Below are 22,408 nucleotides of genomic sequence, written 5' to 3' on the forward strand. Positions count from 1 at the left end.
CCCCGACGTTTCAGAGCAGTCCCCGTGACACCAGTTCACCGGTCGTCACGAGCGCCACCGAACTCACCGCCAGGAGCGCGATCAGCACGAACAGCTGCATGATCGCGGCGTCCACCACCCCGGCCCCGCCGAGCACCATGCCCACGAAGGCCCCGGGAATCGTCACCAGCCCCACCGACTTCGTCTGGTCCAGCGCCGGGATCAGCGCACTCGCGGCGGCCGGCCGCACGACCATCTCCCGCGCATCGCGTTCGGCGAGCCCGAGCGACAGCGCGGCCTCCACCTCGCCGGCCCGTTCGCGCAGCGCCTCGTGCGCGTGACGACCGGCCAGCGACGTGGTGTTCATGGCGCCGCCGAGCAGGATGCCCGCGGTGGGGACGACGGCCGTCCCGTGCGCGGGGAGGACCCCGATCAGGACCAGCACCGTCACCACGGTGAGCGTCGCCGCGGCGACCGGGAGGAGGCATCGCGTCGTCGTCCGCAGCGATCCGCGGCCCCGATCAATGCGACCGGCGGAGGTCCACGCCGCCACCAGCGCCATGCAGGCGACGAACATCGCCGACGCCCACAGCGCCTGGAACACCAGCACCAGCACGACGGCCAGACCCGCGAGCTGCACCACGGCGCGCACCACCGCGACCGCCGTGTCGACGGCCTGTCCCGTCCGGCCCACGTGGTTCACTCCGACCGCGATCGCGGCCAGGAGCACCAGCGCCACCGCGAGCAACGGTCCGATCCGGACTGCGGAATCGGCGAGTCCATCCATGCTCCGACCGTATCCGGCCGCCGTCGGCGCGAGGCGGGTCGGTCGCCGGGCGGTCCGTGCGACCGGCCCCGGAGGTGTGCGCGGAAGGCCGGCCGTTGCCCCGGGCACCGGATCTCGCTATCGTTCTTTATTGATAACAATTATCAATAAGGAGTGACGCATGAAGGTCCGCAACTCGATCAAGTCCATGAAGAACCAGCCCGGCTCTCAGGTGGTGCGCCGCCGCGGGCGGATCTTCGTGATCGACAAGAAGAACCCCCGATTCAAGGCGCGACAGGGCTGACCCCGACCGGCGGTCGCCACCGGCGGACGACACGGGGGGTTGACACCATATGCGCGTACCCATATATTTATCCATGCGCATATTTGAATGTGTCGATCCGAATCCGTCCGAGGAGATGCCATGACCACCGCCCACATCGAGCACGCCGACCACGACCATCAGCACGGCGCCGACTGCGGCCACACCGCCGTCGCCCACGGCGACCACACCGATTACGCGCACGACGGCCACCTGCACCGCGAGCACGACGGCCACTACGACGAGTGCGAGACCACCGAGCACGTGGTCCACGCCGATCACGACCACGAGCACGGTGACGACTGCGGCCACGAGGCCGTCCAGCACGGCGATCACGTCGACTACGTGCACGACGGCCACCGCCACGCCGCCCACGACGGTCACTACGACGACCACTGAGCCGCACGCACCGGCACCACGACTCGGACCCGTTCGGGCCTGGACCTCACATCACGAGGTCTCGACCGGGCGGGTCTCGTCGTTGCTCCACTGCGAGTACGACCCCGGGTACAGCACCGCGCCCGGGTACCCGGCGATCTCCAGCGCCGCGATCTGGTGCGCGGCGTTGATCCCCGATCCGCAGTAGACGATCGCCGCCGCACCCGCACCGTCTCCCGGCTCCCCGAGCCCGAGTCCGGTGAACCTCGACCGCAGTTCCTCCGCGCTCCGGAACGTCCCCGATGCGGACAGGTTCTCGGTGGTCGGCGCACTCACCGCACCCGGGATGCGGCCCGGCCGCGGATCCACCGGTTCGATCTCCCCGCGGTAGCGCTCCCCCGCGCGGGCGTCGAGCAGCACCGGCGCCCCCTCCCCCGCGGAGGCGAGTGCGGCGACGTCGTCGATCGTGGCGGTCGGCAGTCCGCCGGGTGTCAGGATCACGTTTCCCGCGCGCGGCGTCGTATCGCCCTTCGAGAGCCGCAGTCCGGCGTCGCGCCACGCGCCCAGACCGCCGTCGAGGAGCCGGACGTCGGCGATGCCGCCCCAGCGCAGCAGCCACCAGGCGCGCGCCGCGGAGAGGCCTCCGCAGTCGTCGTAGACCACCACGCGCGCCCCGAAGTCGATCCCCCAGCGCCGGGCCGCGGCCTGCAGGTCGTCCACCGTGGGCAGCGGATGCCTGCCGAGTCCGGGGCTCGGCGGCGCCGCGAGCTCGGTGTTCAGGTCGACGTGGATCGCGCCCGGGACGTGCCCCTCCTTGTAGCGGGCGAAGCCCTCGTCGTCGCCGAGCCGCCATCGCACGTCGAGCACCACCGGCGGCCGATCCGACGGCATCGCGTCGACCAGCTCGTCCACCGTGATCAGCACCTGCGTCATCCTTCGCTCCGCTCTCGCACGTGGGCCCCGGCTCCCCGGGCATGGCCACGAGCCTAATCACGCTCACCGTGAGCCGAACGTTATGCCCACCGTGAGCACAAAGAGAAACACCCTGACCTGCACCGACGCGACTTTCGCGCACCCTGATCCGAACCCGTTTGCCCAGTCTCCGGCCCCCGCACAGACTCGTCGTACCGCCATCCCGGCGGCTTGAGCAGGCAACAGAGGAGTGACGGTGTCACGCAACAGAATCGGTCGGACAGGTGTGTCTCTCGCGGTGGCCGCCGCGGTCATGGCGGCTGCCGTCGGCTGCTCCGCGGACTCGTCCGACGCCGACGCGGGCACCGGCGACGTGACCCTCGTGGTGGGCGATCAGGTGAAGTCCACGCAGACGCTGCTCGAATCGGCGGGCGAGTCGAAGGACCTCCCCTACAAGGTCCGGTGGGCGTCGTTCGAGGCCGGCCCGCCGCTGCTCGAGGCCGCCGCCGCGGGCAAGGTGGACGTCGGGTCCACCGGCGACGTCCCCGCGCTGTTCGCCCAGTCCGCCGGCTCCCCGCTGAAGATCATCACGGTCCTCGCCGGCGAGGCCGCCAACGACTTCCTGCTGGTCCCGAAGGACTCGCCGATCACCTCGGTGGAGCAGTTGAAGGGCAAGAAGGTCGCCTTCACCAAGGGGTCGAGCTCCCACGGACTGGTCCTGGCCCTCCTCGACAGGGCCGGGTTGAAGCCGTCGGACATCACCGAGACGTTCCTGACCCCGAACGAGGGCCTGGCCGCCTTCGACTCCGGACAGGTGGACGCCTGGGCGGTGTGGAATCCGTACGCGACCATCGGCACCCGGCAGAGCAAGGCCCGCGTGCTCGCCGACGGCAAGGGCCTCACCACCCAGCAGGGCTACTACCTGGCCTCGGACGCCGCCCTCGCCGACCCGGCGAAGAAGAAGGCGCTGCGCGACTTCGTCGGCCGGGTGACCCGCGCGCAGCGGTGGGCCGTGGCCCACAAGGACCGGTGGGTCCCGATCTTCAGCAAGCTCACCACGCTGCCCGAGCCGGTCGCCGCCGCCACCTTCGACACCTCCGCACGCGAGGTGGTCACGATCGACGAGGCGCGGATCGCCAAGCAGCAGAAGCTGATCGACCTGTTCTCCGGCGCGGGCGTGATCCCGAACAAGCCGACCGCCGCCGACTACTTCGACGCCCGGTTCAACGACGTGATCGAGGGGACCCGGTCATGACCAGCGTGCTCACCCGGCCGGACCGCGTCGTCGGCACGACGACGCCGACCGCCGCGACCGAGGCCGACCGGCCCCGCCGCCGGTTCGCCCTGCCGCTGCCCGCGATCGGTCACAGCGGACTGCTCCGGCTGATCTCCCCGGCGGCCCTGCTGGTGCTGTGGCAGGTGCTGTCGGTGACCGGGGTGCTCCCCGAGGACAAGCTCGCCGCGCCGTCCCAGGTCCTGGCCGCCGCCCGGGAGACCTGGAACGACGGCAGCCTGTCGGCCGCGCTGCCGATCTCCCTGGAACGCGTCGCCTACGGCCTGCTCCTCGGCGTGACACTCGCCCTGGTCCTCGGCCTGCTGGTCGGCTTCTTCCGGGTGGCCGATCTGGCGATCGACCCGCCGCTGCAGATGCTGCGCACCGTGCCCTTCCTCGGCCTGATCCCGCTGTTCGTCGTGTGGTTCGGGATCGGCGAGGAGCCGAAGATCTTCCTCATCGCCCTCGGCGTGATGTTCCCGCTCTACCTGAATCTGGTGGCCGGGATCGCGAGCGTGGATCCGAAGCTGATCGAGGTCGGTCGCTCCCTCGGTCTCGGCCGGTGGGGCCTGGCCCGGACGGTGATCCTGCCCGGTTCCGTCCCCAGCGCGCTAACCGGCTTCCGGCTGTCGCTCTCGATCGCGTGGCTGTCGTTGATCGTCGCCGAGCAGATCAACGCCGACGCCGGTCTCGGCTACCTGGTGATGAACGCCCGCACCTATCTCCGCAACGACATCATCGTGCTCGGCCTGGTGATCTACGCCTTCCTCGGTCTCGCCACCGACGCGATCGTGCGGGGCCTGGAATCGTATCTGCTGCGCTGGAGGACCGCCCGATGACCACGCCCATCGTTCACGCCCGTGACGTCTCCCGCGCGTTCGGCGACGTCGAGGTGCTGTCCGGCATCGACCTGGACGTCGACCGCGGCGAGATCGTCGCCCTGGTCGGCCGCTCCGGTTCGGGCAAGTCGACGCTGCTGCGGATCATCGCCGGGCTCGACGACGGCTACGACGGTGAGCTCGACGTCGACGGCTCGCGCGCCGTCGCCTTCCAGGAGCCCCGGCTGCTGCCGTGGCGCCGGGTCCGCGCGAACGTCTCGCTGAACCTCGAGCGCCCCGGCGCCACCCGGCGCGACCTCGACGCCCTGGCCGCCGAGGCCCTGGACGAGGTGGGGCTCGGGCACCGCGTCGACGCCTGGCCGCTGACGCTGTCCGGCGGCGAGGCCCAGCGCGCCTCACTGGCCCGGGCCCTGGTCCGGGAACCCGATCTGCTGCTGCTCGACGAGCCCTTCGGCGCCCTCGACGCGCTCACCCGACTGGAGGCGCACGCCCTGCTCACCCGGCTGTGGGCCGAGCACGGTTTCGCCGCGCTCCTCGTCACCCACGACGTCGAGGAGGCCGTGGTCCTCGCCGACCGCGTGATCGTGCTCGACGGGGGACGCCTCGCCCACGACATCGCCGTCGACGTCCCGCGGCCCCGCGAACGCGACGACCTCCGCCTGGTGGAGCTGCGCGAACGCGTCCTGGGACACCTCGGCGTCGGCGCCCCGGCACCCTCCGGCGCCCGGCGAGGAGAGGACGTCCGATGAGCACTCCGCACCCGGGAGCCCCGCACTTCCACTGGTATCTGCCCACCACCGGCGACGGCCGCGAGGTGACCGAGGCGACCACGCACCGCGGCTACGCCACCGCGCGCCGAGCACCCGATCTGGAGTATCTGACGCTGGTCGCCGAGACCGTCGACCGGCTCGGCTTCGAATCGGTCCTCACCCCGACCGGCACCTGGTGCGACGACTCGTGGATCGTGGCCTCGGCGCTGATCGCCGCGACACGGCGCCTGAAGTTCCTGGTCGCGTTCCGCCCCGGACTGATCTCTCCGACGCTGGCCGCCCAACAGGCCGCCGCCCTGGCGAACCTGTCCGGCGGGCGGCTGGCCCTCAACGTCGTCACCGGCGGCGATCAGGCCGAACAGGCCCGTTTCGGCGACCATCTGAGCAAGGACGAACGGTACGCGCGCACCACCGAGTTCCTCGACATCGTGCGGCACGCGTGGACCGGTGTCCCCTACGACTTCACCGGCGAGTACTACGACGTCCGGGGCGCCGTCGTCGCCACCCCGCCGTCGCCCGTGCCGGAGATCTTCTTCGGCGGCGCGAGCGAGGCCGGCCGGGAGTCCGCGGCCCGCCAGGCCGACACGTATCTCACCTGGACCGAGCCGCCCGCCGCGGTCGGCAGACTCGTCGACGACGTCCGCGCCCGCGCCGCGAAACACGACCGCTTCGACTCCGCTCAGGACAAGCCGCTCTCCTTCGGCATCCGCGCCCACGTGATCACCCGCGACACCCACGACGAGGCCTGGGCCGAGGCCCGCAAGCTCCTCGACCGCATGGACCCGGCGACGATCGCCCTGGCCCGCCGGTCGATCGACGGCTCCCAGTCCGAGGGGCAGCGTCGGCAGGCGGCGCTGTCGGCCGATCCGTCGAACCTCGAGGTGCATCCGGGGCTCTGGGCCGGATTCGGGCTGGTCCGCGGCGGCGCGGGCACCGCGCTGGTGGGCAGCCACGAGGAGGTCGCCGACCTCATCCAGCAGTACCGCGACGTCGGCATCGACCACTTCGTCCTCTCCGGCAACCCGCACATCGAAGAGGCCTACCGATTCGCCGAAGGCGTCACACCGCTGTTCGACGAGTCCCGGTCCGACGCCCCGTCCGACGCCGCAGCCGATCTGCGGGTCTCGGCGAGCTGAGCGCCGACCGCGTCAGTCCCGTTCGAGCAGGAAGAAGTAGGGGCTGCGTGAACCGCGCAGGTCCATGGCGCCCAGGAGCGCGTCGTCGTCCAGGCGGCGGAAGTGGTCGATGATCGGGAGGTCGTCGTAGACCATGGCGGCGCCGACCCGGCCCCGGAACTCCACCTCGCGGAGCCGGGCCCGCGGACTGCCGGTGGCGGCGAGCCGGAACAGCGCCGTCCCGCCGGGCGGCAGCCACCGAGGGAACCGCGTGCCGAGCCGGTTCAACAGGCCGAGCGGCATCAGCTTCGGATTCACCGCCCACAGTGCGCCGGGCCTCCCGAAGAGCAGCGGGTGCACGGTCTCGGTGTCGACGAATTCCTTTCCGTACCAACCGGAGACGTCGAGCAGCCCGTCGAGCGGGTGTCCGGTCGGGACCTCGCTGCCGTGCCACCGGCCGAGGATCTGCTCCGCCGTGACGGGCTCGAGCGCATCGAACACCGCCGCGGCACGGACCGGGTCCACCCCGGCCTTCAATTCGGCGCCACTCACCATGCAGGTCACGTTAACGCAAGATCACGAACGGCGGGCTGGCAGAATCATGGGCATGACGAGTGACGGGATCAGCCAGGACGGATCGCCCCGCGAGGATGCCTCTCCCGAGGACTCCCCGCTGCGCACCCGCTTCCTCGCCGCAGGCATGCGCGTGCTCGGACGCGACGGTTACAAGGGCTTCAAACAGGCCGCGGTCTGCGAGGAGACCGGTCTGACGACCGGCGCGTTCTACCACTCCTTCCGCAACTGGAAGGAGTTCGAGGGAGAGCTGATCGAGCACTGGCGGATCGAGACCACCGATCGTCTGATCGAGTGGCTCGACGAGGAGGTGGACGTCGACGACCGGATCGAAGCCCTGATCCAGGTGGCGATCCATCTCCCGCACCGGTCGGAGGCCGCGATCCGGGTCTGGGCCGCGGGCGACGAACGCATCCACGAGGCTCTCGCCCAGGTCGACGAGATCCGACGCGAGACCATCGCCCGGCACTTCCGCGGCATCGGCGTCGACGACGATCACGCGCAGCAGTTCGCCGCACTGTGCATGCTGCTGCTCGCCGGTCACGAGGCCGCGGGCACCTCGCTCGAACAGTACGAGTGGAGCCTGCGCCACTGCGTCGACACCGACCCGAAGATCCAGGAGGCCATGGCCCGGCGGGCCGCCGCCAAGGCCGACGCGGCCGGCTCGACCGCGTAACGCCTCGTCACCGATCTCGACCCCTGAGCCGGGCCGCGGCTCAGCCGACGGAAGCCCTCAGTGCCGGTCCAGGATCGCCGCGAGGTCGGCGCCCGCCGGGAGCGTGCCGTATTCCAGTCCCCGATCGGGTCCCAGGCGGGCGGCCAGGAACGCCTCGGCCACCGGGGTCGGCGAGTACCGGACGAGCAGCGACCCCTGCAGGGCGAGCGCCATCGCCTCCACCGTTCCGCGGGCTCGACGCTGCGCCGACGCCGCATTCAGCCCGGCCAGTTCGGCGAGGCGGACCCGCACCCGGTCGAGGTGGTCGTCGAGCAGCGGATGCGCACCGCGCGCCAGGTTCACCTCGGCGTCGAACGCGCCGACCGACTCGGGTTCGCGGGTCATCGCCCGCAGGACGTCGAGCGCGATCACGTTGCCCGATCCCTCCCAGACCGCCATCACCGGTTGTTCCCGGTAGCGCATGGCCAGCGGGAAGTCCTCGGTGTAGCCGTTGCCGCCGAGGCATTCGAGGGCCTCGTAGGAGTGGTGCGGTCCGCGTTTGCAGATCCAGTACTTGGCGACGGCCGTGGCCAGCCTGCGGAAGGCGCGCTCGGTGTCGGAGGCATCGTCGTCGTGCGCCCGGGCCAGTCGGATCGCGGTGACCGTCGCCGCCTCGGACTCCAGCGCGAGGTCGGCCAGCACCGCGGTCATCGCGGGCTGGTCGACGAGGGTCGCGCCGAACGCCTTCCAATGCCGGGCGTGCCACAGCGCTTCGGCGACGCTCTGCCGCATGCCCGCCGCCGAGCCGAGGACGCAGTCGAGCCGGGTCTGCGCGACCATCTCGATGATCGTCCGGACGCCGCGCCCGGGCTCGCCCACCAGGTGTGCGACGGTGCCGTCGAGTTCGATCTCGCTCGAGGCGTTGGACCGGTTGCCGAGTTTGTTCTTCAGGCGCTGGATCCGGAAGACGTTGCGCGTCCCGTCGGGCAGCACGCGCGGCAGCAGGAAGCACGAGAGTCCCGCGCCGGGCCGGTCGCCGAGACCGTCGATCTGCGCGAGGACCAGGAACGCGTCGGACATCGGGGCCGAACAGAACCATTTGTGCCCGGTCAGCAGGTAGGGCCGCCCCGGCCCGCCGCGTCCCGCGGGCTCGGCGACGGTGGTGTTGGCCCGGACGTCCGAACCGCCCTGCTTCTCGGTCATCGACATCCCGAAGATCGCCGACGGCTTGTCCGCCGACAGTTCCGGCGAGTAGTCGCGGCGCAGGGCGCGCGGCACCCAGTGCGCGGCGAGGTCGGGCTGCAGCTCCAGGGAGGGGATCACCGCGTGGGTCATCGACACCGGGCACCCGTGCCCCGGTTCGATCTGCCCGAACAGCATGAACGCGGCGGCCCGCACCACGTGCGAACCCGGTCGCGGATCGGCCCAGCAGCGGGTGTGCGCACCGTGGGCGAGCGCCGAGGAGATGATCCGGTGGTAGGCCGGGTGGTACTCCACCTCGTCGATCCGCTCGCCCCACCGGTCCAGCGTGTGCAGCACCGGGGTGATCGTGTTCGCCAGGTGCGCGTCGTGCTGGAACTCGGCGGTGCCCACGTGCGCGCCGATCTCGGTGAGCTCGGCGTCGGCCCACCCGCCGTCGTGCCGGGCGACGGCCTCCACCAGCACCCGGTTGCCGAGGTACTCGTTGACGTCGATCCGGGGCGGCGGCTGGTTGAGGACCCGGTGGGTCACGTGCGGTTCCGGTCGGGTCGACGACGGGTGCGACGCCATGACGGGGCCTTTCTCTCTACAGGGTCTCTCTCAGATCTTCCGGTCGCCGGTGAGCGCGTCCCCGGCGGACTCCTGATCGGGGCCCGGCTCCCCGCCGGCCTCCGGATCCCCGTTCCTGGTGTCCACGCCGCCGGAGATCTCGGCACCCGAACCCTCCGGTCCCGCAGACCCCGGTTCTTCACGTTCCGGTCCCGCCGGCTCCGGTTCTCCGGGCTTCGGGCCGGCTTCCGGGATCCGGTACAGGCGGCGCGCGTTCTCCGCGAACAAATGCGCCAGCAGGTGGTCGCCGCGGTCGGCGAGGACGTCGAGCAGCGCACCGACCGTCACGTCGATGGTCGCGTTGTGGTCGTCGAGCGGCGCATTGGAGCCGAACAGGACGCGTTCGGGCCCGAACCGGTCCACCACGTGCAGCACCAGCGGCCCGATCATGTCGGCCAGGATGTGCTGCCCGCCGATGTTCCCGGACCGCTCGCGCCCGTACCCGAACAGCGAGTTCGCGATCCCGCTGATCTTGACCGACACGTTCGGGCGGGCGGCGAGCATCGCCATCCGCTCGCGCCAGAGACCGATGATGTCCGCGCGCGCCGCCGCCGTCGTCCCGGTGCAGCTCCCGACCGGTCCGAACACCCCGACCGGCAGGCCGAGGGCCCCGACGACGATCGGCAGCTCCGGATAGTCGGAGGCGAACACGGCCAGGTCGCCGAGCTGGTGCGAGTAGCACAGCACCTCCAGGAGGAGTCCGCGTTCGATCAGGCTCGGGAGCGTCCGACCGAGATTCGCCGAGTCGAGCACGGCGGCGTCGTCGGACCAGTCGTACACCAGCGGATCGGGGTGGCGTCCCCAGCGGAGCCGGACACCGCGGATCAGCCCCGCCTCGTCGTGCGCCAGCGACTCCCGGATCCCGAGATCGGGGAGTCGGTCGTCGGCGGGCACCACGAGTCCGCCCAGCGCGGGCATGCCGTTCCCGTACGCCAGACCCGCCAGGTACTCCGTGTTCCGGCGGATGTCGGCCGCGGCGTCGTCGGGCGAGGAACGACGACGCCACTGCGAATCGACCGGGATCACCGACTCCACCGAGACGCCGGCGACGGTCCCCAGTCCGGCGAGATCCCGGCCGTATTCGCGGATCTCGTACCGGCGGCCGAGCGCACCGGGACCGGCGATGTCGCCGAGCCGGTGCTCGTCGGTGAACCTCCCGGCGAGCCGGAGCAGCGGCGCGGGCAGCGCGCGCAGCACCGGGACCGAGGATCGGCCGAGCCGCTGCAGACTCCACGGCGGAGTCCGCGGATTGAAGAAGTGGGCATGGGCGTCGACGATCCCTGTCACCCGCCCGTCCAGTGTCGACACGAGGTCAGACTGCCACATCCGGTCGGCGAATCGTGCTCCTGTGAGAAGTCCGACGCGACGGCAGGACTATCCTGGAGTCTCTGGGAACCTTTGGTGATCCCGCGACGGTCAGGGAGGAGCACGCGCATGAATCAGCCGACGCCCCCGATCCTGCATCGCCTCCGCGACATGATCGCCGCCGACTCGGATGTCTTCGCCCACAAGGTCTTCGCCCGACTCTTCGGCTCCTCGCCCGCGGTGCGGGACATGTTCCCCGCCCACATGAGCCATGTCCGGGAGGCCATCACCGACGTGCTCGACCACGTGCTCGAAGTGCTGCCCGCCGACGACGGGCACAGCGAACTGATCGAGCTCCTGGCGCAGCTCGGCCGCGATCACCGCAAGTACGGGGTCACCGACGAGCACTACCACCTGATGTTCCGCGCGCTGGTGGCCGAGTCCGCGGTCCTGTTCGGGCCGGACTGGAAGGACGACGTCGCCGAGACCGTCGTGCAGGCCATGCTGCTCACCACCGGCGTGATGCGCGGTGCGGCGCAGAGCGCGGAGGGCCCGGCCACCTGGCGGGCCCGGGTGGTGCAGAAGTTCACGATCAACCGCGAACGGGCCGTGATCCGCCTGGTCGCGATCGACCCGATGCCGCCGTTCCACGCCGGACAGTATCTGGAGACCCGGATCCCCCAGTGGCCGCACGCGTGGCGCGACCTCTCTCCGGCGATCCCGCCGAACGAGAACGGCGAGCTGGAGTTCCACGTCCGCGCGGTGCCCGGCGGCAACGTCTCCATGTCGATCGTCAAGGAGACCGCGCCCGGCGACGTCTGGACGTTCGCCCAGTCGCACGGGGTGCTGCAGGTGGAGCCGGACCGGCCCGTGCTGATGGTCGCCGGCGGCTCCGGGCTGGCACCGCTGCGCGCGATCCTGCTGGAGATGGCCAGACGGGCCGACTCCCCGCCCACGCATCTCTTCTACGGCGCGCGGTTCCCCGCCGAGCTCTACGACCTCGCCGTCCTGTGCGAGCTGGCCGCCACCAACCCGTGGCTCCGGGTCACCGGGGTGATCGAGGAGAAGAGCGATCCCTGGTGGGCCGAGGGCGGCCCCGATCCCCGCCAGTGGGGCACCGAGATCCTCGTCGGCCGGGTGGGCGACGTGGCCGCGCAGTTCGGCGACTGGTCCGACCATCAGGTCCTCATCGCCGGGTCCGAGGACATGATCGCGTCGACGAAGCTGAAGCTCCGTCTCGCGGGCGTGCCCATCGACCGGATGCTGCACGACCCCGTCATCAGCTGACCCGGACCGGGTCCGGCGTCGACACGGGCGTCGTGACCTGCGCCGATTACGACGGTGCGACGGCATCGCCCCGCGACGTCCCACGCGTTCCCAGCCCTCAATCTGACCGTCACATCTCCGAAACCCGATGACTGTTTCATCGTAGGTGACTTCGTTTCCTGGCAATGATCGATCGGCCGAGGCTCGAAGTCCCCGAGACCGTCACCGAGTTTGGAGCCCAACATGACCGTCGAAGCGACCGCCCCCACCGCCCTCCCGTTCCGGGTCACCTCGAACGCCCACCTCGATCTGCCCCGCATGTCCGAGGAGGAGTTCCCCGGCACCGAGGGGTTCATCGGCGACACCTACGAGAACCCCGACGGCAGCCCAATGTGCTGCGGCTACTTCGAGCTGTATCACACCGAGGCGCCGCTGTACTACGAGTACGAGTACGACGAGACCAAGGTGGTCCTGGAGGGCGAGTTCCTGCTGGAGAACAAGGAGACCGGCCAGAGACTGGTCGCCAAGGCCAAGGACGCCATCTTCTTCCCGAAGGGCTCGAAGATCTACTTCAGCACTCCCGACCACGCCCTCGCCTTCTACACCGGCTACCGCGACGGCACCCTGCTCTGACCCGACTCGACACCCCTCAGGTCGGCACAGCAGAAAGGTGAGCGCGATGGAGCAGATCGCCTACTCCAGCATCCCCGAGTGGGCCCGTCCCGCGGCGGCCGGCGACCGGTCGCCGGCCGGGACGCCCGCACCTCCCGCGGGCGGATACGGCCGCACCCGGATCCTCGTCGGCATCGGCCCGGACGGCCCCCGCCTCGCCGCGCGGTGGCGGGCCGAGTTCGACCCCGAGGGGTCGGCGACGACCGTGCTCTTCGGCGTCGACCGACCGCACTCCGCCGAGGTGTTGCGGTACGCGCTGAGTCGCGCCACCGTCGGCGTGCGCCTGCTGCTCACCGGCCCGCCGGGCGACTGCCTGGCCCTGCGCGCCACCGCGCTCTCGGCCGGACTGTGCGACGACGAGATCGCGGTGGCCCCCGTCGGCACCGGACCGGTCGACGTCCACTGCGCGCACTGTCGGGCCGTGACCCCGTCCGAGTGCGCGGTCGGCGATCGGGTCCGGTGTCTCGGCTGCGGCCGCGACCTCGTCGTCTACCACCACCTCTCCCGGCGCACCGGCCGCTTCCTCGGTTTCCAGGAGGACGCCGAGACCGCCCGGCCCGCCGACGTCGACGATCCCGTCCTCGCCGCCGCGCTCACCCGGAAGGAGCCGGTCCGATGACCGTCACCGCCCACCCGTCGACCTCCGCCGTCCGCCGCCCGCCCGACACCCTGACTCTGACGGTCGCCGGGATCGACGAACCGGCGCCCGACATCCGGTCGTTCACCCTGACCGCACCGGACGGCGCCGGACTGCCCGGTTTCGTCCCCGGCAGCCACCTGCCGATCCGCACCGGGGCGGGCACCGTCAACGCCTACAGCCTCACCGGCGACGGCATCGCCCCGAACGAGTACACCGTGTCGGTGCTGCGCGTCACCGGCGGCGCGGGCGGCTCCCGGTGGCTGCACGAGCGGGTGGCCGTCGGCGACGAGCTGACCGTCGAGATCCCCCGTTCGGCCTTCGCCCCGATCGCCGCCGCGACCAGACATCTGCTGATCGCCGGCGGCATCGGGGTGACGCCGATCCTCTCCCACCTGCGTGCCGCGCACCGCTGGGGCCGCCCGGTCCAGGTGATGTACGCGTTCGGGGAGGGACGCGCCGCGCACCTGCACCACATCGCCGAGCTCGCCGGCCCGGCCGCCGAGTTCTTCGACGACCGCGCCGAGTTCACCGCGCGCCTGGCCCGGACCCTGGTGGAGCAGCCGATCGGCACCCACCTGTACGTGTGCGGACCCGGCCCGATGATCGACCACGTCGTCGAGTCGGCGCGGGCGGCGGGCTGGCCGCCGTCCCGGATCCACTTCGAGCGCTTCGGCGTCGGGGCCCTCGACCCCGGCGAGCCGTTCACCGTCGCGTTGACCGAGTCCGGTGCCCGCGTCGAGGTCCCGTCCGGAGTCTCCCTGCTCGAGGCCCTCGAGGAGAACGGGGTCGAGGTCCCGAACCTGTGCCGCCAAGGGGTCTGCGGACAGTGCCGGATCCCGCTGACCGGCGGCACCCCCGTCCACCGCGATCTGTACCTGTCCGACGACGAGAAGGCCGCAGGCACCGCGATCATGCCCTGCGTCTCCCGCGCCGACCGCCACCGCACCCTGGAGGTTCCCCTGTGACCGTCACCGACACCCCGACCGCCTCGGAATCCCCGGCCGGCCGGTTCCCGTTCCCCTTCCCGGCCGACGAGTACCGCTACAGCACCAACGTCGAGCCCGCCGACCGCACCGTCGACACCGCGGCGGGCAGTTGGGGTGCGGCGCTGGTCGACGTCGACCGGCACTACGCCGCCGAGCTCGCCGAACGCGCCGACATCCTGGCCGACGATCCGTCCCGCCTCGCGGTGCTGCCGCACATGGCGCCCGCGGCGTGGGACGCGATGCTCACCCTGATGCGCGAGCTCGCCGAGGTCCGCCCGGACGTCATGACGCTGGCGCGCCTCGACGGCGACCGCTGGCGCTGGACCAACCGGCTGCTCGGCATCGACGTGGAGTTCGACTACGGCGACCCGTCGACGCTCCCCGCCGAGCCGCTGGCCTTCATCGGTGCGCAGGTGCAGGAGGACATCGCCCTGCTCGACCAGCGCGACGACCAGCTGTACGTCGACGCGGGTCTGGTGACCTTCGGCGCGGACTGGAGTTTCGGCTTCGACGTCGGCATGAGCTTCCTGGAGATCCACGGCCCGGTGCCGCGGGTGCGCCGGGAGGGCGTGATCACCCGGGCCCACGAGTTCATCAAGAGCCTGCAGCCGCACCGTCCGTACCGCCGCACCAACTGGTCGCTGACCATCGGCCGCCGACTGGACGTCTCGACCGAGCGCTACCCGCATTGGGGCCCGGACCGGGAGCTGGTCCAGACGGTCGACGACGAGACCTTCGGCAGGCTCGTCCACCTGCGCGTGGAGGTGCAGCATCTGGTCCGGCTCCCCGACTCCGGTGCGGTGATGTTCCTGATCCGCACCTACCTGATGCCCCTGGAGGAGCTGGCCGCGGTGGAACCGTGGCGCACCCGCACCGCCGCGGTCCTCGCCGAACTCCCCGAGGACATGGCCGAGTACAAGGGCATCGACAAATACAAGGATCGGGCGGCGAGGTGGCTGGAGCGGCACCCGGCCGACCGGCCGCCGGGGCTGCCCGACTGGCCCACCCGCCCGGCCGAACCGGACACCGGGGCCGCCTCCTTTCTCCTCGTCGCGATAGGACACGACCGGCTCGTCTCGCACACCGCCCAGACCTGGTTGAACGCCGCGCGGGTCATCGCACCGACCCGGATGCTGGTGCTCGACTCCCTGAGCGACGCCGACGACCGCACCCGGCTGATCGACGAGCTGACCCGGACGCGCACCGGGGTGCGGATCCACGTGACCGGCGGCCAGTACGACGTGCTCACCGCACTGGCCCTGGCCCGGGAGTCGGGGGCGCTGGCCGAAGAACTCGCATGCTTCGTGACCGGGCTGGACGATCTGCCGATGTACTGCGCCCAGTGTCGGGCGACCCACCGGGTGGTCGGGGCCCCGGGCGAGACGGTGACCTGCCCCGGCTGCCGGCGGCGAGTCGAGATCCATCCGCACCATGCGGCGGTCCACGGCAGCTTCCTCGCGTCCGGCGCCGGGGGCCCCGTGAGCACGGAGGCGGCGTCGTGACCACCGTCGAAGCGCCCCGGAACTCCCACCTGCATCCGGCCTACCGCACCGCCCCGCGCCTCCTGCGGGTCGCCGAGATCGTGCCGCTGACCGAGTCGGTGAAGCACTTCCGGTTCACGCCGACGGACGGGACCCCGCTCATCCCGTTCCAGCCGGGCAGCCACGTCATCGTGACCGCGGGCGACCATCGGAACGCGTATTCGCTCGTCGACGACGGCCTGCTCCCGACGTCGTACGGGATCTCGGTGCTGCGCCGCGGCGAGGGCGGCGGCTCGGACCGGCTGCACGATCACCTCGCGGTCGGCGACGAGATCGAGGTCGAGGGGCCGCGGTCGATGTTCGCCCCGGTCGCCGATCAGCATCACGCGCTGCTCGTCGCGGGCGGCATCGGGGTGACCCCGATCCTCTCGCACGCCCGGGCCGCGGTCCGCGACGGCGGGACCGCGGACGTCCTGTACTCGTACCGGCCGGGGCACGCGGCGCACCTGACGGAGTTGCGGGAACTCGCCGAACGGCCGGGCATCACCCTGCACGAGGCGACCGGCGTTCCGGAGACCACCGAGGCGCTGACCCGGTTGCTGCGGCACCAGCCCCTGGGGACCCACGCCTACGCGTGCGGCCCCGCGCCGATGCTGGAGACCTACCGCGCGCTGGCCGCCGGGGCGGGCTGGCCGGCCGCGCGGGTGCACCTGGAGATGTTCGCCGCGCCCGAGCAGGATCCGGGCGAACCGTTCACCGTCACCCTCACCGCGAGCGGACGGACCGTCGAGGTGCCGTCCGGGGTGTCGGCGTTGCAGAGCCTGCTCGACGCCGGTGTCGCCGTCCCCAACATGTGCCGGCAGGGGGTGTGCGGCGAATGCCGTATCCCGGTGACCGGCGGCGAGGTCGTCCACCGCGACTTCGTCCTGACCGAAGAGGAACGCACGCGCGGCGACAGCATGCTCTGCTGCGTCTCGCGTGGATCGAACATCGAGGTGCCGCTATGACCGTCTCCCCCGCCGCCACCGACTTCGCGACCGGCGCGGTGAACCGTCTCGCCGCGTTGCCCTGGCCGTTCCCGGACGAGACCGAGGAGTTCAGCTACTCGGTGAACGTGGAACCGGGCCGGATCCCGCACCGGACCCGCGCGGGCGAGTGGGGCAGGTATCTGGTGGATCTGGGCGGAGAGGAGTATCCGGCGATCATGGCCGAACGCCGCCGCATCCTCGATCGGGATCCGGCGCGCATCCGGATCCGCCGCGGCATGGAGTCCGCCTGCTGGGATCTGCTTCTCTACTATCTTCGCGACCTCGCGCTGAGCTATCCGGCGGCGATGCGACTGGACGAGTACGACGGCGGTCGTCTCCATTGGCGCAACACGCTGCTGGGCACAGACCAGGAATTCGTCGTCGGCGACCGGGACTCCCTCCCGTACGGTCCGATGGAGTTCCTGGCCCGGGAGATCCCGGACGATCTGCTGCTCGTCGTCGAACGCGACGGGCGCCTGTACTTCGATGCGGGCGTCGTGACGTTCGCGGCGGGCTGGGCGGTCTCGTTCGACGTCGGCATGGACATGTACGAGATCCACGCGCCGGTCCCCGGGCTGGTGCGCGACGGCATCGTGGCCCGGGCCGAGCAGTTCCTGCGCAGGCTTCCCGCCGACCAGGTGTATCGCCGCGTCAACTGGACGCTGTCGGCGTCGGACTCGCAGAAGCTCGACGTGAGTCTGGAGGAGTCGCCCGAGTGGGCGGGCGACGTCCCCGCGATGGTCGCCGACGGCGACTTCGGCCGGGCGCGGCTGCGTATCGAGTTGGAGCACTTCATCCGGCTGCCGGCCTCCGGCGCGGTGACGTTCAACATCCGGACCCTGATGGCCTCGCTCGACGAGGTGAGGACGATCCCGGAGTACGCGGCCCAGCTGGCCTCGGTGATCGAGACGCTCGACGAGGACGTCGCCGCGTACAAGGGCTTCCTGGAGTACCGCGACGACGTCGTCGCCCACCTCCGGAGCCGACTCCCCGACCCGTTCGACCCCTGACCCCCCGTCCGATCCCGGACCCCGCCTCGAACCCGACCGGTTGCCCCGGTCGCCCGCGACAACGTGGTCGCCCCTGTTCCGCCGGATCCGACCGGCGGAGTCTTCATCACCTCACTGAGAAACGAAGGGTGCCCGCTATGGAAGCGTTACTCGGCGCACACGCCGACCTGTCCTGGATGCTCACCGCGTTCACGTTGATCTTCTTCATGGTCCCCGGTCTGGCCCTGTACTACGGCGGCATGGTCGGCAGCCGCAACGCGCTGAACATGATGTCGATGGTGCTGGTGGCGCTCGGCATCTCGGCCGTGCTGTACGTGATCGTCGGCTACGGCCTGGTCTCCGGACCCACCGTCGGCGGATTCATCGGCGATCCGTCCGACTACATCGGTCTCGGCGACACCATGACCGACGACGGCAGCGGCGGCGTGCAGACGCTGTACTTCGCCGCGTGGTTCATCCTGTTCGCGGCCATCACCGTCGCGATCGTGGCCAGCGGCGCGGCCGGCCGCATGAAGTTCACCGGCTGGCTGGTGTTCGTCCCGGTCTGGCTGCTGCTGGTGTACTTCCCCGTCGCCCACTGGGTCTTCGCCGTCGACGCCGACGGCTACGAGGGCGGCTTCCTGATCAACGACATCGGGATCCACGACTACGCCGGCGGCACCGCGGTGCACATGAACTCCGGTGTCGCGGCGCTGGCCCTCGCGATGGCCCTGGGCCCGCGCCTGCAGCGCAGCGAACGTCCGCACAACGTGCCGCTGGCCCTGCTCGGCGGCGGCATCCTGTGGTTCGGCTGGTTCGGTTTCAACGGCAGCTGCGCGCTCGGCTCGAGCTTCCTGACCCAACAGGTGCTGTTGAACACCCTGCTCGCCGGGTCCGCCGGAATCCTCGGCTACGCGGTGGTCGAGCGCTGGCGCGAGGGTTCGGTCACCTCGCTCGGCCTGACCACCGGCGCGATCGGCGGCCTGGTCGGCATCACCCCGTCGGCGAACAGCATGACTCCGCTCGGCGCTCTCGCCGTCGGCTTCCTGGCGGCGGCGGCCGTCGCGTTCCTGCTGAGCTTCAAGCACCGCATGCACGCCGACGACTCCCTGGACGCCTTCGCGGTGCACGGGCTCGGCGGTATCGTCGGCACCCTGTGCGTGGTGGCGTTCGCCTCGGCCGCGGCGCCGGCCGGCGTCGAGGGTCTGCTGCTCGGCGGTTCGCTGAACCTGGCGTGGAAGGAGCTGGCGGGCATCGTCATCACCTGCACGTTCTCGTTCGTGATGACCTACGCCATCGCGAAGGTGCTCGACAAGCTGATCGGCCTGCGCGTCGATCCCGACACCGAGACCGCGGGCCTGGACACCGTCGTCCACGCCGAGAACGCCTACGAGATCCCGGCCGCCAAGGCCTGATCCGTTCAGCGACAACGACGTCGCCACCCCGAACGGGGGCGCACCGCCTGCGGTGCGCCCCCGTTCGTCGTGTCCGCCGACTCCCGGGAAACCCACAGGTCCGAGCCCGGATGCGATATCCAGGTCTCACTCCCGCGTAACACCTCGGCAATACGTGCGCTGTTCACTGTTTGTAGACAAAAGTTCACTACATGAAACATCCGAGACCGGCGACGTCGGCCTTCGACAGCACCGAAAAGACCCTCCGGGAGAGATGATGACCGAATCCGCGACCCTCGCCGAACTCTGCGCGGCCAACGACACCAGGTTCATCCTGGCGATGTTCGTCGACCTGCGCGGCAAACCCTGCGCCAAGCTGGTCCCCGTCGAGGCGGTCGACGAGCTCGCCGCCGACGGCGTGGGCTTCGCCGGCTACGCGGTCGGCGCCATCGGTCAGGAGCCGCGCGACCCCGACCTGGTGGCGATCCCCGACCCGTCGTCGTTCCTGCCGATCCCCTTCATCAAGGAGGGTCTGGCCCTGGTCCACTGCGACCCGCACGTGGAGGGCCGGCCGTGGCCGTTCGCCCCGCGCAACATCCTCAAATCGCTGATCGCCCAGGCCGGCGACGCCGGATTCGAACCGTGGGTCGGCGCGGAGGTGGAGTACTTCCTGCTCAAGCGGGACGCCGACGGCACCCTGCACACCGCGGACGCCGCCGACGACTCCAACCACCCCTGCTACGACGTGCGCGGCCTGACCCGCATGTACGACCACCTCACCTCGATCTCCAGTGCGATGAACCGGCTCGGCTGGGCCAACTACGCCAACGACCACGAGGACGGCAACGGCCAGTTCGAGCAGAACTTCGCGTACTCGGACGCGCTGACCACCGCCGACCGGGTGATCACCCTGCGCTATCTGATCTCCACCATCGCCGCCGAACGCGGCATGGTCGCCACCTTCATGCCCAAGCCGTTCGCCGAGCGCACCGGCTCGGGCCTGCACTTCCACCTGTCCCTCACCTCCGGCGGCACCCCGGTGTTCCCCGGCCTGTCCGACGACGACCGGGGCCTCGGCCTCTCCCCGACCGCGTACGGCTTCATCGGCGGCGTGCTGGAACACTCCGGCGCGCTGCAGGCGCTGATGGCGCCGACGGTGAACTCCTACAAGCGCACCGGCGCCACCGCGACCCGCTCGGGCGCGTCGTGGGCGCCCCGGCGTCCCACCTACGGCGGCAACGACCGCACCCACTACATCCGGGTGCCCGACGACCAGCGCGTGGAACTGCGCGGCGGCGACGGCTCGGCCAACCCGTACCTGGCGATCGCCGCGGCGCTCGGCGCCGGTCTCGACGGCATCAAGCGCTCGCTGGACCCCGGTGCGCTCGGCACCGGACCGGACCACGTGACCAACCTGCCGCTCACCCTGCTGCACGCGGTCGAGGCGCTCGACTCCGACCCGGTCCTGACGGGGGTGCTCGACGCGGGCCTGCCCACCGACTGGCCGTCCGACAAGCCGACCGTCTCGTCGTACTTCTCCCACCTCAAACGCGAGGAGTTCTTCTCCTGGCACGCGGCCGTCACGCCGTGGGAGATCGACGAGTACCTCACCGCCTTCTGAACCCCCTCCGGTCTCCCCGGACCAGAACCCGACCCCGAAGGAGTCGCAACACCATGTGTGGAATCGTCGGATTGCATCTGCGCAATCCAGAGCTCTATCCCCGCCTCGGGGAACTGCTCGCCGGCATGCTCGGCGAGATGCAGGACCGCGGCGCCGACTCGGCGGGCATCGCCGTCTACGGAGACCCGGACTGGACCCCGCCCGGGAACGGCAACGTCTGCCTGCTCGGCGTGGACCGCGATCCGGCCGGCGCCGCCGCCGCGGTCGGCGACACACTGGGCACGACGGTCACCGGCAAGCTCGTCGAGAACACCCTGATCCTGTCCGCGCCGGTGGCCTCCGAGGAGCTCCTCGGCGCCGCCCGCGGCCTCTTCCCGGACTCCCTCGTCGCCGGTTTCGGCGCCGACCTGGCCGTCCTCAAGGGCGTCGGCGCACCCCGCGACCTCGCGAAGTCCTGGGGTCTGGCCCGGGCATCGGGGTGGCAGGGCGTCGGCCACACCCGCATGGCGACCGAATCGGCCGTCACCCCGTCCGGCGCCCACCCGTACGCGGTGGGCCCCGAACAGTGCCTGGTGCACAACGGCTCGTTCGCCAACCACGCCACCATCCGCCGCGACCTGCGCCGCGAGGGCGTCGAGTTCGACAGCGAGAACGACACCGAGGTGGGCGCCCGCTTCGTCGCCCACCGGCTGGCCCGCGGCGGCGGCGTCGAACCGGCGCTGAAGGAGCTGTGCGACACCTTCGACGGCTTCTACACCCTGCTGGTCTCCCATCGCGACTCGTTCGCGGTGGTCCGCGATGCCATCGCCTGCAAGCCCGCCGTCATCGCCGAGACCGACGACTGGGTCGCGATGGCCAGTGAATTCCGCGCCCTGGCACACCTGCCGGGCGTCTCCTCCGCTCGCATCTGGGAGCCCGAACCCGAGGTGGTCTACGCATGGACGCGCTGAACCCGACCCACTCCTTCGACCTGGCCGTCACCCCGCTGCGCGAGGTCAACGCCGCCCTGCACGCCGCCGCCGACGGCGACGTGGTGATCGCCAACCCGCTCGGCGCGCACTCGGTGGCCGTCGGCCTGAACGCCCCGCTGAAGGTGACGATCGACGGCCACGTCGGCTACTACGCCGCCGGCATGAACCAGCAGGCCGAGGTGGTGATCGAGGGCAACGCGGGCACCGGCGTCGCCGAGAACATGATGAGCGGCACCGTCGTGGTGAAGGGCAACGCCTCGCAGTCCGCCGGCGCCACCGCCCACGGCGGCCTGCTGGTGATCGAGGGCGACGCCGCCGCCCGCTGCGGGATCTCGATGAAGGGCGTCGACATCGTCGTCGGCGGCGACGTCGGACACTCCAGCGCCTTCATGGCCCAGGCCGGTCGCCTGGTGATCCGCGGCGACGCCGGTCACGGCCTCGGCGACTCCGTCTACGAGACGCGCATGTACGTGCGCGGCGAGGTCGCCTCGCTCGGTGCCGACTGCATCGTCAAACCGATGCGCGAGGAGCACGTCGCCGAACTCGCCGGCCTGCTCAAAGCCGCCGGGTTCGACGACGACCCGGCCGACTACCGCCGCTACGGCTCCGCCCGCGAGCTCTACCACTTCCACTCCGACAACTCGTCGGCCTACTGATCCGGGGA

23 protein-coding genes are annotated in these 22,408 nt (G+C 71.1%); 18 read left to right on the forward strand and 5 right to left on the reverse strand.

Translation table 11 applies throughout. The features are described from left to right. Positions 1 to 10: 10 nt before the first annotated feature. A complete protein-coding gene (locus tag QM809_RS02375; RefSeq protein WP_415044240.1) occupies positions 11 to 766 on the reverse strand; it encodes an ABC transporter permease in 756 nt (251 codons plus the stop codon). A gap of 160 nt (positions 767 to 926) precedes the next feature. Between QM809_RS02375 and ykgO the strand changes: the two genes are divergently transcribed. Both ykgO and QM809_RS02385 read left to right on the forward strand, forming a co-directional pair. Then, positions 927 to 1,049 (forward strand): type B 50S ribosomal protein L36, encoded by a 123-nt coding sequence (gene ykgO / locus QM809_RS02380; protein ID WP_415044241.1) that lies wholly within the window; start codon positions 927 to 929, stop codon positions 1,047 to 1,049. Positions 1,050 to 1,169: 120 nt separating this feature from the next. Continuing rightward, positions 1,170 to 1,466 carry a hypothetical protein gene (locus QM809_RS02385; RefSeq protein ID WP_415044242.1) on the forward strand — a complete coding sequence of 99 codons (297 nt, stop codon included), beginning with the start codon at positions 1,170 to 1,172 and terminating at the stop codon, positions 1,464 to 1,466. A gap of 51 nt (positions 1,467 to 1,517) precedes the next feature. Here the strand turns inward: QM809_RS02385 and QM809_RS02390 are convergent, their stop codons facing one another. Further along, the gene (locus tag QM809_RS02390) at positions 1,518 to 2,378 is read right to left on the reverse strand and encodes a sulfurtransferase (protein WP_415044243.1); all 861 of its coding nucleotides are present in this window, start codon (positions 2,376 to 2,378) and stop codon (positions 1,518 to 1,520) included. A gap of 277 nt (positions 2,379 to 2,655) precedes the next feature. On the opposite strand from QM809_RS02390, the gene QM809_RS02395 reads away from it, so the two are divergent. From QM809_RS02395 to QM809_RS02410, 4 genes are read left to right on the forward strand one after another with little or no spacing between them, the layout of a single operon-like run. Beyond that, positions 2,656 to 3,612 (forward strand): ABC transporter substrate-binding protein, encoded by a 957-nt coding sequence (locus QM809_RS02395; RefSeq protein WP_415044244.1) that lies wholly within the window; start codon positions 2,656 to 2,658, stop codon positions 3,610 to 3,612. Further along, complete coding sequence (locus QM809_RS02400; protein ID WP_415044245.1) at positions 3,609 to 4,469, forward strand: ABC transporter permease; 861 nt, start codon at positions 3,609 to 3,611, stop codon at positions 4,467 to 4,469. The genes QM809_RS02395 and QM809_RS02400 overlap by 4 nt, the downstream gene beginning before the upstream one ends. Then, positions 4,466 to 5,218 carry an ABC transporter ATP-binding protein gene (locus QM809_RS02405; protein WP_415044246.1) on the forward strand — a complete coding sequence of 251 codons (753 nt, stop codon included), beginning with the start codon at positions 4,466 to 4,468 and terminating at the stop codon, positions 5,216 to 5,218. Before QM809_RS02400 ends, QM809_RS02405 begins: the two co-directional genes overlap by 4 nt. Next, complete coding sequence (locus tag QM809_RS02410; protein ID WP_415044247.1) at positions 5,215 to 6,375, forward strand: LLM class flavin-dependent oxidoreductase; 1,161 nt, start codon at positions 5,215 to 5,217, stop codon at positions 6,373 to 6,375. Before QM809_RS02405 ends, QM809_RS02410 begins: the two co-directional genes overlap by 4 nt. A gap of 12 nt (positions 6,376 to 6,387) precedes the next feature. On the opposite strand, the gene QM809_RS02415 is transcribed toward QM809_RS02410, so the two are convergent. After that, a complete protein-coding gene (locus QM809_RS02415) occupies positions 6,388 to 6,909 on the reverse strand; it encodes a DUF4334 domain-containing protein (RefSeq protein ID WP_415044248.1) in 522 nt (173 codons plus the stop codon). A gap of 52 nt (positions 6,910 to 6,961) precedes the next feature. On the opposite strand from QM809_RS02415, the gene QM809_RS02420 reads away from it, so the two are divergent. Further along, the gene (locus tag QM809_RS02420; protein ID WP_415044249.1) at positions 6,962 to 7,603 is read left to right on the forward strand and encodes a TetR/AcrR family transcriptional regulator; all 642 of its coding nucleotides are present in this window, start codon (positions 6,962 to 6,964) and stop codon (positions 7,601 to 7,603) included. Positions 7,604 to 7,660: 57 nt separating this feature from the next. Here QM809_RS02420 and QM809_RS02425 read toward each other — a convergent pair whose 3' ends face one another. Together QM809_RS02425 and QM809_RS02430 are read right to left on the reverse strand one after the other, a co-directional pair. After that, positions 7,661 to 9,352, reverse strand: coding sequence for an acyl-CoA dehydrogenase family protein (locus tag QM809_RS02425; protein WP_415044250.1), 1,692 nt, complete (start codon positions 9,350 to 9,352; stop codon positions 7,661 to 7,663). A gap of 30 nt (positions 9,353 to 9,382) precedes the next feature. After that, the gene (locus QM809_RS02430) at positions 9,383 to 10,699 is read right to left on the reverse strand and encodes an amidohydrolase family protein (RefSeq protein ID WP_415044251.1); all 1,317 of its coding nucleotides are present in this window, start codon (positions 10,697 to 10,699) and stop codon (positions 9,383 to 9,385) included. Between the two features lie 126 nt (positions 10,700 to 10,825). Between QM809_RS02430 and QM809_RS02435 the strand changes: the two genes are divergently transcribed. From QM809_RS02435 to QM809_RS02485, 11 genes are all read left to right on the forward strand, one after another. Then, entirely contained in the window at positions 10,826 to 11,983 is a 1,158-nt protein-coding gene (locus QM809_RS02435) for an FAD-binding oxidoreductase (protein ID WP_415044252.1), read from the forward strand. A gap of 222 nt (positions 11,984 to 12,205) precedes the next feature. Then, positions 12,206 to 12,595 (forward strand): ethanolamine utilization protein, encoded by a 390-nt coding sequence (locus QM809_RS02440; RefSeq protein WP_415044253.1) that lies wholly within the window; start codon positions 12,206 to 12,208, stop codon positions 12,593 to 12,595. A gap of 46 nt (positions 12,596 to 12,641) precedes the next feature. Continuing rightward, positions 12,642 to 13,253 carry a dimethylamine monooxygenase subunit DmmA family protein gene (locus tag QM809_RS02445; RefSeq protein WP_415044254.1) on the forward strand — a complete coding sequence of 204 codons (612 nt, stop codon included), beginning with the start codon at positions 12,642 to 12,644 and terminating at the stop codon, positions 13,251 to 13,253. Further along, positions 13,250 to 14,239 (forward strand): PDR/VanB family oxidoreductase, encoded by a 990-nt coding sequence (locus QM809_RS02450; protein ID WP_415044255.1) that lies wholly within the window; start codon positions 13,250 to 13,252, stop codon positions 14,237 to 14,239. The genes QM809_RS02445 and QM809_RS02450 overlap by 4 nt, the downstream gene beginning before the upstream one ends. Beyond that, positions 14,236 to 15,762, forward strand: coding sequence for a heme-dependent oxidative N-demethylase subunit alpha family protein (locus tag QM809_RS02455; protein WP_415044256.1), 1,527 nt, complete (start codon positions 14,236 to 14,238; stop codon positions 15,760 to 15,762). Before QM809_RS02450 ends, QM809_RS02455 begins: the two co-directional genes overlap by 4 nt. Then, entirely contained in the window at positions 15,759 to 16,748 is a 990-nt protein-coding gene (locus QM809_RS02460; RefSeq protein ID WP_415044257.1) for a PDR/VanB family oxidoreductase, read from the forward strand. Before QM809_RS02455 ends, QM809_RS02460 begins: the two co-directional genes overlap by 4 nt. Next, positions 16,745 to 17,779, forward strand: a complete 1,035-nt coding sequence (locus QM809_RS02465) for a heme-dependent oxidative N-demethylase family protein (RefSeq protein WP_415044258.1) — start codon at positions 16,745 to 16,747, stop codon at positions 17,777 to 17,779. Before QM809_RS02460 ends, QM809_RS02465 begins: the two co-directional genes overlap by 4 nt. Before the next feature lie 137 nt (positions 17,780 to 17,916). Beyond that, positions 17,917 to 19,173 (forward strand): ammonium transporter, encoded by a 1,257-nt coding sequence (locus QM809_RS02470; protein ID WP_415044259.1) that lies wholly within the window; start codon positions 17,917 to 17,919, stop codon positions 19,171 to 19,173. 256 nt (positions 19,174 to 19,429) lie between these two features. Then, on the forward strand, positions 19,430 to 20,773 hold the full coding sequence (glnT, locus tag QM809_RS02475) for a type III glutamate--ammonia ligase (RefSeq protein WP_415044260.1): 1,344 nt from the start codon (positions 19,430 to 19,432) through the stop codon (positions 20,771 to 20,773). A gap of 53 nt (positions 20,774 to 20,826) precedes the next feature. Then, positions 20,827 to 21,723, forward strand: a complete 897-nt coding sequence (locus QM809_RS02480) for a glutamine amidotransferase (RefSeq protein WP_415044261.1) — start codon at positions 20,827 to 20,829, stop codon at positions 21,721 to 21,723. Beyond that, positions 21,711 to 22,400: a protein glxC gene (locus QM809_RS02485; RefSeq protein ID WP_415044262.1), complete on the forward strand. Its 690-nt coding sequence runs from the start codon at positions 21,711 to 21,713 to the stop codon at positions 22,398 to 22,400. The genes QM809_RS02480 and QM809_RS02485 overlap by 13 nt, the downstream gene beginning before the upstream one ends. Positions 22,401 to 22,408: the final 8 nt, after the last annotated feature.

The sequence above is a fragment of the Gordonia sp. (in: high G+C Gram-positive bacteria) genome (assembly GCF_047600385.1).
GTDB lineage: Bacteria > Actinomycetota > Actinomycetes > Mycobacteriales > Mycobacteriaceae > Gordonia.

What these genes read in the sequence shown, in the direction of transcription:
- QM809_RS02415 (WP_415044248.1), bottom strand. Translation starts at nt 6,909, where the DNA reads ATGGTGAGTGGCGCCGAATTGAAGGCCGGGGTGGACCCGGTCCGTGCC.
- ykgO (WP_415044241.1), top strand. Translation starts at nt 927, where the DNA reads ATGAAGGTCCGCAACTCGATCAAGTCCATGAAGAACCAGCCCGGCTCT.
- QM809_RS02450 (WP_415044255.1), top strand. Translation starts at nt 13,250, where the DNA reads ATGACCGTCACCGCCCACCCGTCGACCTCCGCCGTCCGCCGCCCGCCC.
- QM809_RS02440 (WP_415044253.1), top strand. Translation starts at nt 12,206, where the DNA reads ATGACCGTCGAAGCGACCGCCCCCACCGCCCTCCCGTTCCGGGTCACC.
- QM809_RS02465 (WP_415044258.1), top strand. Translation starts at nt 16,745, where the DNA reads ATGACCGTCTCCCCCGCCGCCACCGACTTCGCGACCGGCGCGGTGAAC.
- QM809_RS02445 (WP_415044254.1), top strand. Translation starts at nt 12,642, where the DNA reads ATGGAGCAGATCGCCTACTCCAGCATCCCCGAGTGGGCCCGTCCCGCG.
- QM809_RS02390 (WP_415044243.1), bottom strand. Translation starts at nt 2,378, where the DNA reads ATGACGCAGGTGCTGATCACGGTGGACGAGCTGGTCGACGCGATGCCG.
- QM809_RS02420 (WP_415044249.1), top strand. Translation starts at nt 6,962, where the DNA reads ATGACGAGTGACGGGATCAGCCAGGACGGATCGCCCCGCGAGGATGCC.
- QM809_RS02400 (WP_415044245.1), top strand. Translation starts at nt 3,609, where the DNA reads ATGACCAGCGTGCTCACCCGGCCGGACCGCGTCGTCGGCACGACGACG.
- QM809_RS02385 (WP_415044242.1), top strand. Translation starts at nt 1,170, where the DNA reads ATGACCACCGCCCACATCGAGCACGCCGACCACGACCATCAGCACGGC.
- QM809_RS02480 (WP_415044261.1), top strand. Translation starts at nt 20,827, where the DNA reads ATGTGTGGAATCGTCGGATTGCATCTGCGCAATCCAGAGCTCTATCCC.
- QM809_RS02485 (WP_415044262.1), top strand. Translation starts at nt 21,711, where the DNA reads ATGGACGCGCTGAACCCGACCCACTCCTTCGACCTGGCCGTCACCCCG.
- QM809_RS02410 (WP_415044247.1), top strand. Translation starts at nt 5,215, where the DNA reads ATGAGCACTCCGCACCCGGGAGCCCCGCACTTCCACTGGTATCTGCCC.
- QM809_RS02435 (WP_415044252.1), top strand. Translation starts at nt 10,826, where the DNA reads ATGAATCAGCCGACGCCCCCGATCCTGCATCGCCTCCGCGACATGATC.
- QM809_RS02405 (WP_415044246.1), top strand. Translation starts at nt 4,466, where the DNA reads ATGACCACGCCCATCGTTCACGCCCGTGACGTCTCCCGCGCGTTCGGC.
- glnT (WP_415044260.1), top strand. Translation starts at nt 19,430, where the DNA reads ATGACCGAATCCGCGACCCTCGCCGAACTCTGCGCGGCCAACGACACC.
- QM809_RS02425 (WP_415044250.1), bottom strand. Translation starts at nt 9,352, where the DNA reads ATGGCGTCGCACCCGTCGTCGACCCGACCGGAACCGCACGTGACCCAC.
- QM809_RS02375 (WP_415044240.1), bottom strand. Translation starts at nt 766, where the DNA reads ATGGATGGACTCGCCGATTCCGCAGTCCGGATCGGACCGTTGCTCGCG.
- QM809_RS02470 (WP_415044259.1), top strand. Translation starts at nt 17,917, where the DNA reads ATGGAAGCGTTACTCGGCGCACACGCCGACCTGTCCTGGATGCTCACC.